Source organism: Ruegeria sp. CE8 (assembly GCF_056537465.1).
In genome coordinates, this window is the sequence record NZ_JBQFRP010000001.1 from 475,867 (window position 1) to 490,232 (window position 14,366).

The 14,366-nt window shown below is 57.4% G+C and carries 14 protein-coding genes and 3 tRNA genes; 6 read left to right on the forward strand and 11 right to left on the reverse strand.

All coding sequences use genetic code 11. The features are described 5' to 3' along the window. Positions 1-2: 2 nt before the first annotated feature. The 4 genes from ACR0AA_RS02415 to ACR0AA_RS02430 form a co-directional block, all read right to left on the reverse strand. A tRNA-Asn gene (locus ACR0AA_RS02415) sits at positions 3-77 on the reverse strand. Between the two features lie 238 nt (positions 78-315). Next, positions 316-657, reverse strand: a complete 342-nt coding sequence (locus tag ACR0AA_RS02420; protein WP_480755363.1) for a DUF4156 domain-containing protein — start codon at positions 655-657, stop codon at positions 316-318. A 224-nt stretch (positions 658-881) separates the two neighbouring features. Then, positions 882-956 (reverse strand) — tRNA-Asn (locus ACR0AA_RS02425). A 76-nt stretch (positions 957-1,032) separates the two neighbouring features. After that, positions 1,033-1,947 carry an MBL fold metallo-hydrolase gene (locus tag ACR0AA_RS02430; protein ID WP_480755364.1) on the reverse strand — a complete coding sequence of 305 codons (915 nt, stop codon included), beginning with the start codon at positions 1,945-1,947 and terminating at the stop codon, positions 1,033-1,035. A 44-nt stretch (positions 1,948-1,991) separates the two neighbouring features. Between ACR0AA_RS02430 and ACR0AA_RS02435 the strand changes: the two genes are divergently transcribed. After that, on the forward strand, positions 1,992-3,311 hold the full coding sequence (locus tag ACR0AA_RS02435; protein ID WP_480660410.1) for an ATP-binding protein: 1,320 nt from the start codon (positions 1,992-1,994) through the stop codon (positions 3,309-3,311). 2 nt (positions 3,312-3,313) lie between these two features. On the opposite strand, the gene ACR0AA_RS02440 is transcribed toward ACR0AA_RS02435, so the two are convergent. Beyond that, a tRNA-Ile gene (locus tag ACR0AA_RS02440) sits at positions 3,314-3,390 on the reverse strand. 107 nt (positions 3,391-3,497) lie between these two features. On the opposite strand from ACR0AA_RS02440, the gene purM reads away from it, so the two are divergent. The 3 genes from purM (at position 3,498) to rnd (ending at position 6,403) form a co-directional block, all read left to right on the forward strand. Continuing rightward, positions 3,498-4,544 carry a phosphoribosylformylglycinamidine cyclo-ligase gene (gene purM / locus ACR0AA_RS02445; RefSeq protein WP_480660408.1) on the forward strand — a complete coding sequence of 349 codons (1,047 nt, stop codon included), beginning with the start codon at positions 3,498-3,500 and terminating at the stop codon, positions 4,542-4,544. Continuing rightward, a complete protein-coding gene (gene purN, locus ACR0AA_RS02450; protein WP_480660406.1) occupies positions 4,541-5,137 on the forward strand; it encodes a phosphoribosylglycinamide formyltransferase in 597 nt (198 codons plus the stop codon). Before purM ends, purN begins: the two co-directional genes overlap by 4 nt. Positions 5,138-5,245: 108 nt before the next feature. Beyond that, the gene (rnd, locus tag ACR0AA_RS02455) at positions 5,246-6,403 is read left to right on the forward strand and encodes a ribonuclease D (RefSeq protein ID WP_480660404.1); all 1,158 of its coding nucleotides are present in this window, start codon (positions 5,246-5,248) and stop codon (positions 6,401-6,403) included. Between the two features lie 6 nt (positions 6,404-6,409). Here rnd and ACR0AA_RS02460 read toward each other — a convergent pair whose 3' ends face one another. Next, positions 6,410-6,934, reverse strand: a complete 525-nt coding sequence (locus ACR0AA_RS02460) for a hypothetical protein (protein ID WP_480660402.1) — start codon at positions 6,932-6,934, stop codon at positions 6,410-6,412. A gap of 139 nt (positions 6,935-7,073) precedes the next feature. On the opposite strand from ACR0AA_RS02460, the gene ACR0AA_RS02465 reads away from it, so the two are divergent. Then, on the forward strand, positions 7,074-7,484 hold the full coding sequence (locus ACR0AA_RS02465) for a SufE family protein (protein WP_480660400.1): 411 nt from the start codon (positions 7,074-7,076) through the stop codon (positions 7,482-7,484). A 16-nt stretch (positions 7,485-7,500) separates the two neighbouring features. On the opposite strand, the gene ACR0AA_RS02470 is transcribed toward ACR0AA_RS02465, so the two are convergent. The 3 genes from ACR0AA_RS02470 to ACR0AA_RS02480 all read right to left on the reverse strand — a co-directional run bounded on the left by ACR0AA_RS02470 (position 7,501) and on the right by ACR0AA_RS02480 (position 10,118). After that, on the reverse strand, positions 7,501-8,163 hold the full coding sequence (locus tag ACR0AA_RS02470) for a DUF1638 domain-containing protein (protein WP_480755365.1): 663 nt from the start codon (positions 8,161-8,163) through the stop codon (positions 7,501-7,503). A 75-nt stretch (positions 8,164-8,238) separates the two neighbouring features. Further along, entirely contained in the window at positions 8,239-9,273 is a 1,035-nt protein-coding gene (locus tag ACR0AA_RS02475; RefSeq protein ID WP_480660396.1) for a Hint domain-containing protein, read from the reverse strand. A gap of 146 nt (positions 9,274-9,419) precedes the next feature. Next, a complete protein-coding gene (locus ACR0AA_RS02480; RefSeq protein ID WP_480660394.1) occupies positions 9,420-10,118 on the reverse strand; it encodes a corrinoid protein in 699 nt (232 codons plus the stop codon). A 301-nt stretch (positions 10,119-10,419) separates the two neighbouring features. On the opposite strand from ACR0AA_RS02480, the gene ACR0AA_RS02485 reads away from it, so the two are divergent. Further along, positions 10,420-11,484, forward strand: coding sequence for a PA0069 family radical SAM protein (locus ACR0AA_RS02485; RefSeq protein WP_480660392.1), 1,065 nt, complete (start codon positions 10,420-10,422; stop codon positions 11,482-11,484). 51 nt (positions 11,485-11,535) lie between these two features. On the opposite strand, the gene gltA is transcribed toward ACR0AA_RS02485, so the two are convergent. Together gltA and gltX are read right to left on the reverse strand one after the other, a co-directional pair. Continuing rightward, a complete protein-coding gene (gltA, locus tag ACR0AA_RS02490) occupies positions 11,536-12,831 on the reverse strand; it encodes a citrate synthase (RefSeq protein ID WP_480660390.1) in 1,296 nt (431 codons plus the stop codon). A 122-nt stretch (positions 12,832-12,953) separates the two neighbouring features. Further along, on the reverse strand, positions 12,954-14,354 hold the full coding sequence (gene gltX / locus ACR0AA_RS02495) for a glutamate--tRNA ligase (protein WP_480661199.1): 1,401 nt from the start codon (positions 14,352-14,354) through the stop codon (positions 12,954-12,956). Positions 14,355-14,366 lie beyond the last annotated feature (12 nt).

The window sequence follows — 14,366 nt, forward strand, 5'->3', positions numbered from 1 at the left end:
AATGGCTCCGGCGGTAGGGATCGAACCTACGACCAATTGATTAACAGTCAACTGCTCTACCGCTGAGCTACGCCGGAACGGTTCGCGCCGTATAGCAACCTGTTTCTGCGGCGTCCAGAGGGTGCGGCACATTTTTTGGAGGAAAAAACGAGGCGGGTCCCGGCGTAGTTTCCGAGCTCAAAACGTGTATGCCGTTACCGCTAATTCAGCTTCGCTCAACGCGAGTGAAACTACAACTTATTGGTCGACAGCTCGAGATCCTTTGACCGGCAGCAAGGTGTTAGTTTTTGGCTTTTGATCCGCCGCCCGGATATTCTAGGGGCATCTATACGCGTCGCCTGATACGAAAGTTCCGCCATCGCTGGTTGAACTCTGGGTCAAAACGAACCCATTACCACCCATTGACGCCACGGCGTTGCGCATTTTGTTCTGCGCGCTTTGCGCATCCATCGGTGTGTCTAAGCCAAAAAGCTCCATTCCACTTACTGGTCCCAAAAACTGACAGTTTTGAACGGTCTGAGGAGAGAGTTGCCTGACTTGCTGACCCTGTGGCGTTAGGTCTGTGCTACATGCCGCCACCGACGCCAAACAAACGAATACCAAAACTCCACGCATCTCTGTCTCCCTCACTGTCTCTCCCGAGAGAACCATAATCATTGGCGGGACTATCTCCAATTGAAATATGAAGAATAATGAATATCAGCCAAGTTGTGCGGCAAAGTGGAGGGTTTCTGCCGGCTTTGGGCTGGGTATTTCAGGTTTCTAAAGGCTCGCCGGCTAAACGTCGTCGTTTGGTGAAAGTTCAGGGAATCAAGCCGTTACGTGACCAATTCATATCACGATGAAGCGCTGCGCATGAGAGATTTGCGATTATAGGATTTTGGCTCCGGCGGTAGGGATCGAACCTACGACCAATTGATTAACAGTCAACTGCTCTACCGCTGAGCTACGCCGGAACTGAGGGGCGTATAACAATCCCATTTTTCGCCGTCCAGAGGGGAACTGCATCAAACGGCAAAAAATTTCATTTGCTCATGCCGACCTGGAAAATTTGGCGTCCACCGACAGCCCTTTAGGTGCGGTGACTTGTGATTTTCCATATAGATCAACCAGATGCGCAAACACGTTTCTTTCGGCCGCCGGCAGAAGCGCTGCAGGTGTATCGGTGTAGATACGCTTGGCAAGTTGGCGGGCTGTTCCGGGCTGAGTCTCCAGCGCCGCCAGTATCTGAGCCTCGCGTGTCAGCCGGTGATTGATCAACCAGTCCAACCGTCCCGCCGGATCGGTGATCGGGGCGCCGTGCCCAGCGTGAAACACAGACCAGTTCCGGTCGCGCAACTTGCGACAAGCCTGCATGAAATCCGTCAGATCCCCGTCGGGTGGAGAGACCAGAGAACTGGCCCAGCCCATGACGTGATCGGCGGTAAAGCAAACTTCGCCCCAGCCCAGGGCGATATGGTTGCCAAGGTGGCCAGGCGTGTGAATTACCTCAAGGTCCCAACCTCCGCCCTTGATGATCTCGCCATCGACGACTTCGATGTCCGGGCGGAACGCCGCATCAATCCCTTCGCCGCCGCCGGCCAGGCCCTGGTGTGCCAGTTGTGTCATCACTGCGCTACGCCCCGCCTGAGGCCCGCCAAAGGCCAGAATCGGCGCACCAGTACGGGCTGCCAGCGGCGCAGCAAGGGGAGAGTGATCCAGATGGCTGTGCGTTACCACGATATGGCTGATGCGCTGGCCGGGCCGCAGGGCGTCCAGAATCGCGTCGAGATGCGCGTCGCCTAAGGGGCCGGGATCAATGACTGCCAGATCGCGCTCGCCCAGCAGGTAGGTGTTGGTGCCACGATAGGTCATGGGTGAGGGGTTGGGGGCCAGAATCCGTCGCAGACCGGGCTGCAATTCAATTGCTTTGCCAAGGGGCGGGTTGAAATCGTCGGGCGCCTGCATTCTGCACTCTTTCTCTTGCCGGATCAGCCCGTTAGGTTTAGCGCATGTCCAGTCAATGGCTCAAACACTATATGCCGCGCAGCCTCTACGCCCGGGCAGCACTGATTCTGGTTCTTCCAGTGATCGTTTTGTTGCTGGTCGTGGGTATCGCATTCCTGCAAAAACACCTCGAAGACGTCACGATGCAGATGACCAGGACCGCCACGCGCGAGGTGACCCTTGTGCTTGAGACGATGGAGGGTACAGAAACTCAGCAGCAGGCTTTGGCCGCCATTCGTCTCGATCTGATGGCGCTGGACATGAAAGCGCGCTTCGTGGACGTTGACGATGAGCCTATTGTGGACCGGCGGCGGTGGTATGACTTTATCGCGCCACAGGTCGAGACCAATCTGTACGCTTGGCTACCTGATCTGGTCGACGTCGCCTTGCCGACCGGGGATGAGGCACGGTTGTATCTTCAAACCCATCTGGGCGTGTTGCAGTTGACGCTGGACCGGCGACGTCTGTCGCCCACCGCACCGCACCAATTGATCGTTACAATGGTGTTTTTTGCCGTCGTTATGACCTCGATCTCTTTCTTGTATATGCGGAATCAGCTGCGGCCGATCACTCGACTTGCCGATGCGGCACAGGCCTTTGGTCGCGGCAGGGTCGTGCCCTATTCGCCCGGAGGGGCCATCGAGGTGCGCGCGGCTGGAAACGCCTTTCTGGATATGCGGGCCAGAATCGAACGACAAATGGAACAGCGCACGATGATGCTGTCCGGTGTAAGCCACGATCTGAGAACGCCGCTGACGCGCCTGAAGCTGGGACTTTCAATGCTGCCCGAGGATGAAGCGGCCCCAATGCAGCAAGATGTGGATGAAATGCAGCTGTTGTTGGATGCTTTTCTGGATTTCTCACGCGGGGCGTCCGAGGGCGCGCCGGAAGAAGTGGAGCCGGAAGAGCTCTTGGGTCAGATTGTCGAAGATGCTCGGCGGGCGGGTTACAAGGCCCGACTGGTCTCGGTCGAAGGGCAGGGTACTGTCATGCTACGACCGTCGTCCATTCGTCGTGCGGTCGAAAATCTGATCGGGAATGCCGTTCGTTACGGTAATCAGGCCGACATCAGCCTGTCCATGACCCCTAAGACGCTGCGCATCCGGGTCGAGGATGATGGGCCGGGCATTCCCGCGGAACAGCGGACCGAGGCGTTAAAGCCGTTTTCGCGCCTGGATCCGGCACGCAACCAGAATCAGGGCACCGGAGTTGGTCTTGGTCTGGCGATTGTATCGGATATCGCGCGCGCGCATGGCGGCGTTCTGCGCCTTGGCAAAAGCGAACGTCTGGGCGGGTTGTGCGCGGATATCATCATCGGACGGTGATTTGGTAGGCCCGGCAGGACTTGAACCCGCAACCAAAGCGTTATGAGCGCTCTGCTCTAACCAATTGAGCTACAGGCCCGCCTGAGCGCTTTGAGTATCACGGTGAACGCCCGCGTCAAGCCTGACCGTTGCAACATGTCCAACAATCGAATAACCCGCGCGGGAACCATTCATAAGGGGTTGGCCATGACGACGGGCAAGAACGGAATCACCTATGCCGATGCGGGCGTTGATATTGATGCGGGGAATGCTCTGGTCGACCGGATCAAACCGGCGGCAAAACGAACCAACCGCTCGGGGGTCATGAGCGGGCTGGGCGGATTTGGTGCGTTGTTCGATCTGAAGGATGCCGGATATCAAGACCCGATTCTGGTCGGGGCCACCGATGGCGTCGGCACCAAGCTGCGCATTGCTATCGACACAGGCGTAGTTGATGGCGTTGGAATTGATTTGGTCGCAATGTGCGTCAACGATCTGATCTGTCAGGGTGCCGAGCCTTTGTTTTTCCTCGACTATTTCGCCACCGGCAAACTGGATACCGATACCGCGGCGCGGATCATCGAAGGCATTGCCGAAGGCTGCGTGCAATCTGGATGCGCCTTGATCGGTGGTGAAACTGCCGAAATGCCGGGGATGTATCCGGATGGTGACTTTGATCTGGCCGGTTTCTCGGTCGGCGCGATGGAACGCGGTGCCCATCTGCCTGCCGGAGTGCAGCAAGGCGACGTGCTGCTGGGGCTGGCTTCGAACGGCGTGCATTCCAATGGTTATTCGCTGGTGCGCAAACTGGTCGAGATGTCCGGCCTTGGTTGGGATGCAGCCTCGCCCTTTGGCGAGGGTTCGCTGGGTGAAGCGCTGCTGACGCCCACGCGCCTATATGTGAAGCCTGCGCTGGAAGCGATCCGTGCAGGGGGCGTGCATGCTCTGGCCCACATCACTGGCGGTGGCCTGACAGAAAACTTGCCGCGCGTTCTGCCCGATGACCTGGGTGCCGAGATCGATCTGAACGCTTGGGACCTACCGCCCGTCTTCCGTTGGATGGCTGAAACCGGCGGGATTGTCGAATCCGAAATGCTGAAAACCTTTAACTGCGGCATCGGCATGATCGTCGTATGTGATGCGGAACGCGCAGATGATCTGGCGGCGTTGCTGTCTGATTCCGGTGAAACGGTCGCGCGTCTGGGTACGGTAACAAACGCGCCGGGAATGGCCTATTCGGGCAACCTGCTGTGAGCCACAAGCGCGTCGCAATCCTGATCTCGGGCGGCGGCTCCAACATGGTGTCGCTGGTCGACAGCTTGACCGGCGATCACCCGGCGAGGGCCTGTCTGGTCTTGTCCAACGATCCGAAAGCGGGCGGGCTGAGAAAGGCGGCGGACCGTGGCATCCCCACGGCGGCAGTGGATCACCGCCCGTTCAAAGGGGATCGCGCCGCGTTTGAATCGGAATTGTTGAAACCGCTTGAGGCTGCGCAACCCGACATCGTCTGCCTCGCCGGGTTTATGCGGGTCCTGACAGGCGAATTCGTTTCCCGCTTTCAAGGGCGGATGCTCAACATCCACCCCTCTCTGCTGCCGAAATACAAGGGTCTGGACACCCATGCGCGCGCTATTGAGGCCGGGGATACCGAGCATGGATGCTCGGTTCATGAGGTCACAGCTGCCCTGGATGACGGGCCGATTTTGGGGCAGGCACGGGTGAACATTGAACCCGGTGATACGCCCGAGGCATTGGCCGCACGAGTATTGGTTTGGGAACACAAGCTTTATCCCGCAGTGTTGCGCCGTTACGCCAGTGGGGATCGGACTCCGGTGTTGCTGCCCTGAACGTCTCAGGGTGATTTACACGCGTGTCATATTCAGCCTATGGTCCGCAATACGGCCAGGTACGGTATTGATCGGCCGCACAGAACAAGAGCAAGAACAGCATCGCGCATGAAAACCCTGACAACGACGCAAGAGCTGGCCGACTTCTGCAAGGCCGCGGCGGAATATGACTATGTCACCGTAGATACTGAGTTTCTGCGCGAACGAACCTACTATTCAAAGCTTTGTCTGGTGCAGCTTGCGGTGCCTTCCGATGACGAGGACAGCGCGGTTCTGGTCGACCCCCTGGTCGACGGCATGTCGCTGGACCCGCTTTATGATCTCTTCCGTGATGAAAGCGTGGTCAAAGTGTTCCACGCCGCGCGGCAGGACCTTGAGATCTTTTGGGTCGAAGCGTCCGTGTTCCCCAAACCTCTGTTCGACACGCAAGTCGCCGCGATGGTCTGTGGGTTTGGCGAGCAGGTGGGCTATGAGACGCTGGTGCGCAAAATCTGCAAGCAGGGAGTCGATAAGACCTCGCGCTTTACCGATTGGTCGCGTCGACCCCTGTCTGATGCGCAAAAAACATATGCACTGGCTGACGTGACGCACCTGCGCCAGATTTACGAACACCTCGCGGCCCAGCTGAAAAAGTCACAGCGCAGCCATTGGGTGTCCGAGGAGTTGCAGACGCTGACCCAGCCCGAGACCTATAACATTCGCCCCGAGGATGCGTGGAGACGGGTAAAGACCCGAACGAACTCGGCCAAGTTTCTGGCCGTGGTGCGCGAATTGGCGCAGTTTCGCGAAGCCTATGCACAGGACAACAATGTCCCGCGCAGCCGGGTATTCAAGGATGATGCGCTTATCGAGCTGGCCTCGACCAAGCCCAAGTCTCCGTCCGATCTGGGCGGATCCCGCTTGTTGCTACGCGAGGCGCGCAAAGGCGCGATCGCTGACGGTATTCTGGCTGCCGTAAAGAAGGGTGTGAATTGCCCCGCAGACCAGCTGCCACGTGTTGATAACAGCCGCGATAAGCTCAAGGTCAATCCCGCGCTGGCGGATTTGTTGCGAGTCTTGCTGAAGTCCAAGACTGAAAGCTCAGGCGTAGCGGCCAAACTAATCGCCACAAGCTCGGAACTGGATCAGCTTGCCGCCGGCGAGCGCGAATTGCCCTCGATGTCAGGGTGGCGCTTTGAAGTGTTCGGCGAAGATGCCCTCAAACTGTGTGATGGCAAGATCGCCTTGGCCGCAAAGGGGCAGTCCGTAAAGGTCGTATCGCTTTAGCGGCGATTAACGCCGCCGCGATTCCAGTGCGTTTTGTTCCCCCCGAACACGGACCAAACGTACGTTCTTCAGTTCTTTCAGGCCGATATTGGACGCGTCCGTGACCTGCCGCGATCTTTCGGTGCCAAGATTTGTTGCGTATTCCGGGTAACTGACCTCGAACGTGTATTCCAGAATACCGTTCTTTGCGTTTTCGTCGTTTTCCACACGAACGAGGCGGGCGTTATAAGCACCCTGCCTTGCGGCCGTGCCCGTAGCATAGACGATTGCACCGGATGGCGTCGGCTCAATCCGCAGCTCGTCGATCTTGGTGATCGGAAAGGTGATTTCTTCTTCTTCGGGTCTTCCAAACAGCCTGACACCATCGCGTTGCTCGGGTACCAAGGCATTGGCATCATTTGCAGATACCTGAACGGGCGCTGGTGTGCTTGACTCGAACCAATTGGACGGGTTGACCCGCGACTCGCTCCAGCCGCTGCAGGCGGACAGTGCCAGTGCGCTGACCATTAGAACAGGTATTGATTTTTTCATGGTCCCAAAGCCCAGAGAAGTAATTTGAGCAATGGGTTATCGCAAAATCCGAAGTTTGAAAACCCACGCCGGGACTGGACAGGTGCGCAATGGAGGCATAGGTCACAATTGTGATCGTAACAAAAAGGACTGCCCCGAAATGGCAACGCCCGCCTTTGAGGAAATCGTCGAGGATTTCGAGTTTCTGGATGACTGGGAAGACCGGTACCGCCATGTCATTGATCAGGGCAAGGCGATGGAGCCGCTGGACGAGGCCTTGAAAGTTCCTGCAACCAAGGTGCACGGCTGCGCCAGTCAAGTTTGGCTGCATCCGATGATCGAAGGCGGCGTGTTCCGGTTCGACGGGGACAGCGACGCGCTGATCGTGCGAGGGCTGATTGCCGTGCTGCGGTCCCTATACAACGGCTTGCCCGTGAATGAGGTTCCAAAGGTCGATGCCGGGGGCGAATTGGCGCGTCTGGGATTGAACGACCACCTGTCGGCCCAGCGCTCTAACGGCTTGCGGTCTATGATTGAGCGCATTCGAGAGGTCGCGCAGGAAAACGCCTGATCGCTTATCCAGTTGGTCAGCCGTGGCGCGCGGCCCATTCGGTAAGTGTCGATTCCAAATCGCCATACCCGGTAAAGCGGCGTTCGAATGCCAAGCCCATCCGCTCGGCGCAGTCGCGGGCGCGCGCGGTCAGGTCCGGATCGTCGGTCTGGGCCTGATAGACAAGCTTAGTGTAGTTGCCGAAATACATGTCGCGCAGTTCAGGGTGGCGATCCAGCCCCAAGGGTTTCCAGACGAATGCGTCGAACTGCCGAGCCAGAAAATCCGTCAGGTAAAACGCAGTCGTTTCATCGTCTCCATGTTCCTCAAAGGCCTGATTTCCTTCGAAAAAGGAATAACAATGCGGACCTTTGATCATTTCGATGCCCATTTCCTCGCAGGCCTTCTGCAACAGACCTCCGGTGCCGCAATCGGCGTAGACGACATAGATCTGGTCAAAGTTTCCGCGGTGTTTGGCGACGGCTTCCTCGACCGCTTGGGTGATCCGTTCGGGGTGGACGTGCAAAATGGCGGGCAGGCAGGTCAGGGTTATGTGATCCCAGCCATTGAGCTTTTTCAGATGCAGGATTTCGCGTGCGAGCGCGCCGCAGGCCAGCAGCAAAATACCGCCCTGGCGACCGTTTTCTGTGTAGCCCTTTGACGTCAGGCTTTCGTCATCCGGTGTGCTGTTCTGCTGCATCGCTAATTCCCCAAAGGATTGCAGCATCAAAGAATGAATGCCGGATCAAGGCAAGCCCGCATCCGACATCCTGTGTCAGGCCACCGACGCGCGGGTTTCAAAGGATTGAAGCGACGGACGGGCAGGGGGGCCATAGGCGGTGATACCTTGATCCGCAAGTTCGGGAAACAACGTCAGTATCTCTTGCCGGGTTGCATCCTCAAGACTGTTCCATGCCTGTATGCCCGGATGGAAGCTCTCACTCAGGCAGCCTTCGGCCCAGATCAGTTCGTGTTGGTCGAACATTAGGTGGTAATAGGTCACCAAGCCGCCAGCCCGCATCACGATATCGTGGCCGTTAACCAACTGTTTGGCCGGCGCGAGAGCCTCGGCATGGCCGGTGTGCAGTTCGACCCGCCAATCGCTGACCAGCATTCTGTGCTGTTGCGACACGATAAGATCACGGTCATTGCCAAGCGCGCCCTTTTTGATCAGGACCGGAGCAAACGCTCCCGATGCGCGAACCGTGCGCTGCCCGACCCAACGCAGGGTTTGCATCCCGTGATCCAGCGTTTGGACTTTATCGCCTGCGCGAAGATCTTGCACGGCAATTGGACCTTTGGCCGTTTCAATCAATGTCCCGGTTGTAAAACAGGTAACCAGATCCCACGTCTCACGATCCGCCGTGAGGCCGGAGAAAGAGTTACCTTGTACACTGTTAAAGGTGATGGATCGGATTGGTCCGGCTTCCAGTGCTGCCTGGTCAGTGTTGTCTGAAAACTCGGGCATCAAATACGTGTTACCGTTGATGTCCTGAGCCACGACTGCCGAAATGTTGGCCGTTGTTCCGTCGATATAGGTAATTGTCGCGTTGTAGATTGAGGTGCCGTCAAACGTCTGTGCGGGGCCGCCGTTAATCGAAAACTGCTCAGTCGGGGAGCCATCCATATCGTAGACACCGCCAGATACTTGGACGGGACTCCATGTGACGGCATCGTTCAGAAGGGCATCACCGGGCCCGCCGAAAGTCAGTCCGACAAGCGCAGAGGCATTTTCGGCAACATCGTTGCCTTCAGTTGTGTCAATATCCGGGAGAACGCCAAGTGAAATGGCAGTAAAGGTGGTAGGCACGGGAACCTCGTAACTCGTTTAACATCTTGTAGTAAGACCACTATTGAAAATTTGTAAAGGTTGTTATTCCAAACAATCTTTAGCTCTCCGGAAAGTGAAAGGGCCGCCCAACATGGACGGCCCACTCGAAATGCTTTCTGAGGGTGTCACCCAGCCAGCTGATTGTGCTTGCGAGAAACAAAATCCTTGGCAGTCTCCACGGCAACAGCAGCGTCACGGCAATAGGCGTCTGCACCGATGGCCTTGCCGAATTCCTCGTTCAGAGGGGCGCCGCCTACAAGAACGATGTAGTCTTCACGCAGGCCCTGTTCGACCAGCGTATCGATGACGACCTTCATGTAGGGCATCGTGGTGGTCAGCAGGGCGGACATGCCCAGAATGTCGGGCTGTTCGGTTTCCAGCGCTTCCAGATAATTCTCGACCGGGTTGTTGATGCCGATATCCACGACATCAAAACCGGCGCCTTCCATCATCATCGAAACAAGGTTCTTGCCGATGTCGTGGATGTCGCCCTTCACAGTACCGATGACCATCTTGCCAACGCGCGGCGCACCGGTTTCGGCCAGCAACGGTTTCAGGATGGACATGCCACCCTTCATGGCGTTCGCGGCCAGCAGAACTTCTGGAACAAACAGGATGCCGTCGCGGAAGTCATGGCCCACGATTGTCATACCACCGACCAAGGCTTTGGTCAGGATGTCGTATGGTGTCCATCCGCGTTCCAGCAGGATGTTCACACCTTCTTCGATCTCTTCTTTCAGGCCGTCATAAAGATCGTCGAACATCTGTTCGACAAGTTCGTCGTCGTTCAGTTCGGACAGGACGATGTCTTCTTCATCGGACATGGGGCATTTCCCTGTGCTGGTCGGGCATTGCGCCCGTGGTGGCATTTTTTCCGTTTTGGCCATTTCGCCGCAGTTCGACTGTGACGATTGCGACCTTGGCGGTTCCGGGACCGACCTATACGGCAAAATCTTTGCTGTCTCGATGGAATTTTCTGCAACAACATCCTGCAATTTGTTCACAACCGGCGAAATTCGACGGACGGTGGCATGGCGCGCGGGCAAGGCAGAGCATGTGCTTTTGCTTGTCGTGCGAACAAACAGGGTATATCTGTTTAGGGGTAGGAACGTAACGGGAACAAACATGCCTGCACTCAACATACGGGCTCGTGGAGTGGCGACCAATGACACAGGCAGATTCGAACGGTTTGAAACTGTGCCCTGCGACGATGGGTGGGAGCTGGACGATGACCTTCCTCCGCTAAGGACCGAGGTCCGCGAAGAAGTCGCGCGCAGTGTGATTACCTATAACCGCTCGCCTGACCTGCCATTCGACCGTTCGATCAACCCGTATCGGGGTTGCGAACACGGCTGCGTGTATTGTTTTGCCCGTCCAACGCACGCCTACCTTGGGCTGTCTCCTGGGTTGGATTTCGAAACCCGGCTGATTGCCCGGCCAAATGCCGCGGATGTTCTTCGAAAAGAGTTGTCGTCGACGCGGTACAATGTGGCCACCATCGCGATGGGAACGAATACAGACCCGTACCAACCTGTTGAGAAAAGCCAATTGATTACAAGGTCATGCTTGTCGGTCCTGCAAGAGTTCCGGCATCCGGTGGCCATCGTGACCAAAGGGGCGATGATCGAGAGGGATCTGGATATCCTGGCCCCGATGGCACAACTTGGCCTTGTCCGGGTCGGTATCTCTTTGACCACTTTGGACCCCGACCTGTCGCGCCGGATGGAACCGCGTGCCCCGTCGCCCTTGCGTCGTTTGGCGACGATCCGGCGGTTGACTGAAGCGGGCGTGTCTGTGCGCGTCATGACATCGCCGTTGATTCCGGGGCTGACCGATCACGAACTGGAAAGCCTGCTTGAAGCGGGTCGGGACGCGGGCGCCGATTCAGCGAGCTGGATCATGCTGCGTCTTCCCCGAGAGGTCTCGTACCTCTGGCAAGCGTGGTTACAGGATCACGAGCCGGCTCGGGCCGAGAAAATCATGTCCAAGCTGAGGGAAATGCACGGCGGCCGCGATTACGATCCACGCTGGGGGCATCGCATGCGGGGCGAGGGGGAATATGCCGGGATCGTCGCCAAGCGATTCAAACTGGCCGTCAAACGCCTTGGGCTTGCAACGAAAACGCCGTCATTGAGATGTGATCTGTTTTCCAAACCTGCTCAGGCCGGCGACCAGTTGAGCCTGTTCTGAAAAAAACGCCCCGGACTGAAGACCGGGGCGCTTCCAATACGTAACCAGCAATCAGCGGTTTTCGATGTCCACGTAGTCGCGCTTGGTTTCGCCCAGATACAGCTGACGCGGACGGCCAATCTTGTTCTGAGGATCGGCGATCATTTCTTTCCACTGGCTGACCCAGCCGACTGTACGCGACAGAGCAAAGATCGGGGTGAACATGGATGTCGGGAAGCCCATCGCCTCGAGAATGATGCCCGAGTAGAAGTCCACGTTCGGGAACAGTTTCTTCTCGGCGAAATACGGATCTTCCAGCGCCTGTTTTTCCAGCGCCTTGGCGACCTGCAGTTTCGGGTTGTTTTCCACACCCAGCAGATCGAGAACTTCATCCGCCGACTGCTTCATCACTTTCGCGCGCGGGTCGAAGTTCTTGTAGACGCGGTGACCGAAGCCCATCAGTCGGAATGGGTCGTTCTTGTCCTTGGCGCGGGCGATGTACTCAGGTATACGATCGACGTCACCGATCTCTTCCAGCATTTCCAGACAGGCCTGGTTCGCACCACCATGGGCAGGACCCCAAAGGCAGGCAACACCGGCTGCGATACAGGCGAACGGGTTTGCGCCCGAGGACGAGGCGAGACGCACAGTCGAGGTCGAAGCGTTCTGTTCGTGGTCTGCGTGCAGCGTCAGAATACGGTCCATCGCGCGGCTGAGGATCGGGTTCACCTCATATTCTTCCGCCGGAACGGCAAAGCACATGCGCAGGAAGTTCGACGCGTAGTCCAGATCATTTCGCGGGTAAACGAAAGGCTGACCGATGTGGTACTTGTAAGCCCAGGCCGCAATGGTCGGCATCTTGGCGATCAGGCGGTGCGAGGCGACTTCGCGCTGATGCGGATCAGAAATGTCAGTCGAGTCGTGGTAAAAGGCCGACATCGCGCCAACTACGCCCACCATGATCGCCATCGGGTGCGCATCCCGGCGGAAACCGCGGTAGAAATACTGCATCTGCTCGTGCAGCATCGTGTGGCGAGTGATGGTGGTTTCGAACTGCTCAAGATCCTTGGCGACCGGCAGCTCTCCGTACAGCAGCAGATAGCAGACTTCCAGGAAGTGCGATTTGCTGGCCAGTTGATCAATCGGATAGCCGCGGTGCAGCAGCTCGCCTTTTTCGCCGTCGATATAGGTGATCGTGCTGTCACAGCTCGCAGTCGACGTGAAACCGGGGTCGTAGGTAAAGACGCCCGCGGTGCCATAAAGCTTGCGGATGTCGATGACGTCAGGCCCAGCGGTCGGAGAATGAACCGGCAACTCGTATGTTTCACCATGGACTGTCAGAGTGGCTGTTTTATTGCTGTCGGTCATAGTGTCCCTTCCTCATTCTTGCGCAAGTCGGATCGCTGTCCGACGCTGCGGGCAACGGCTGCGCGAAGGACGCGCAGTCCGGGTGTTAGCGGAGCAGCGTTACCCAAATATAAAGTTTGGGTTTAAGTCGCTGCGTCAGAAAGCCGTGCAAGGGTTTCTTCTTTTCCCAACACGAGCATCATATCAAAAACTGAAGGCGTCACTGCCCGACCTGCCAACACGGCCCGCAAGGGGCCTGCCAGTTTGCCGAACTTAACCCCTTTCGCTTCTGCAAACGAATTTAGGGCTTGCTCCAGTTCGTCTCGCGTCCAGCTAGCATTTTGCACGTGCGGCGTCAATTCTCTCAGTATACCATCGGATACTGAGGTCAGCGCTTTGGCGGCCTTTTCATCGGGTTCGATTGGCCGTGACGTCAAAACAAAGTGCGCTTTTTCAAGTAGTTCCGGGAACATGCGCGCCCTATCCTTGAGGCAATACATCGCACGTTCCAGATCACCGGATTGTGTTTCCGTGAGGTCAGGCAAATTGGCCGCTGCCAGATAGGCCTCAATCTCTTGCCGCAGTGCAGCATCATCCGCTACCGCGATGTGCTGTCCGCAAAGGTTTTCCAGCTTTTTCAGGTCAAACCGGGCAGGGCTTTTGCCGATTCCATCGAGGTCAAACCACTCTTTGGCCTGCGCGTCGGTAAAGTACTCATCGTCGCCGTGGCTCCAGCCCAGACGCGCAAGATAGTTGCGCATTCCGGCGGCGGGATAACCCATGGCTTGATATTCCTGAGCGCCCAAAGCGCCGTGGCGTTTGGACAGCTTCTTGCCATCAGGCCCGTGAATCAGCGGGATATGCGCCCATACGGGCACGTCCCAGCCCATGGCCTCATATATCATCATCTGGCGCGCGGCGTTGTTCAAATGGTCGTCGCCCCGGATCACGTGGGTTACACCCATGTCGTGGTCATCCACCACGACCGCCAGCATGTAGACCGGCGTTCCGTCCGAGCGCAGCAGGATCATGTCGTCCAGTTGGTCGTTGCGAATGGTCACGTCACCCTGAACCTGATCGCGAATTACCGTCGTGCCATCCTGCGGGGCCTTGATGCGGATCGCGAACGGCGCGTCCGGGTGCGTCGACGGGTCTGCATCCCGCCATGGGCTGCGGAACAGCGTCGATTTCCCTTCTGCGCGGGCCTGTTCACGGAACTCCGCGATTTCTTCCTGCGTGGAAAAGCACTTGTACGCTTTGCCCTCGGCCAGCAGTTGATGCGCAACCTCGGCATGGCGTTCCGCACCTTCGAATTGGCTGATCACGTCTCCGTCGTGATCCAGCCCCAGCCACTCCATGCCCTGCAGGATCGCAGCCGTCGCTTCGGGCGTGGAACGTTCGCGATCGGTGTCCTCAATCCGCAGCAGGAATTTTCCGCCGCGCCCGCGGGCGTACAGCCAGTTGAACAGCGCGGTGCGGGCCCCGCCGATATGCAGAAAACCGGTAGGCGATGGAGCGAAACGAGTGACGACCTGATCGGACATTGTATGGATTAA

Coding starts and splice junctions, on each gene's coding strand:
- ACR0AA_RS02470 (WP_480755365.1), bottom strand. CDS start 8,163: ATGCAGCAGAACAGCACACCGGATGACGAAAGCCTGACGTCAAAGGGC.
- ACR0AA_RS02480 (WP_480660394.1), bottom strand. CDS start 10,118: ATGTCCGATGAAGAAGACATCGTCCTGTCCGAACTGAACGACGACGAA.
- rnd (WP_480660404.1), top strand. CDS start 5,246: ATGAAAACCCTGACAACGACGCAAGAGCTGGCCGACTTCTGCAAGGCC.
- ACR0AA_RS02435 (WP_480660410.1), top strand. CDS start 1,992: ATGTCCAGTCAATGGCTCAAACACTATATGCCGCGCAGCCTCTACGCC.
- purM (WP_480660408.1), top strand. CDS start 3,498: ATGACGACGGGCAAGAACGGAATCACCTATGCCGATGCGGGCGTTGAT.
- ACR0AA_RS02485 (WP_480660392.1), top strand. CDS start 10,420: ATGCCTGCACTCAACATACGGGCTCGTGGAGTGGCGACCAATGACACA.
- ACR0AA_RS02430 (WP_480755364.1), bottom strand. CDS start 1,947: ATGCAGGCGCCCGACGATTTCAACCCGCCCCTTGGCAAAGCAATTGAA.
- ACR0AA_RS02420 (WP_480755363.1), bottom strand. CDS start 657: ATGATTATGGTTCTCTCGGGAGAGACAGTGAGGGAGACAGAGATGCGT.
- ACR0AA_RS02465 (WP_480660400.1), top strand. CDS start 7,074: ATGGCAACGCCCGCCTTTGAGGAAATCGTCGAGGATTTCGAGTTTCTG.
- gltA (WP_480660390.1), bottom strand. CDS start 12,831: ATGACCGACAGCAATAAAACAGCCACTCTGACAGTCCATGGTGAAACA.
- gltX (WP_480661199.1), bottom strand. CDS start 14,354: ATGTCCGATCAGGTCGTCACTCGTTTCGCTCCATCGCCTACCGGTTTT.
- ACR0AA_RS02460 (WP_480660402.1), bottom strand. CDS start 6,934: ATGAAAAAATCAATACCTGTTCTAATGGTCAGCGCACTGGCACTGTCC.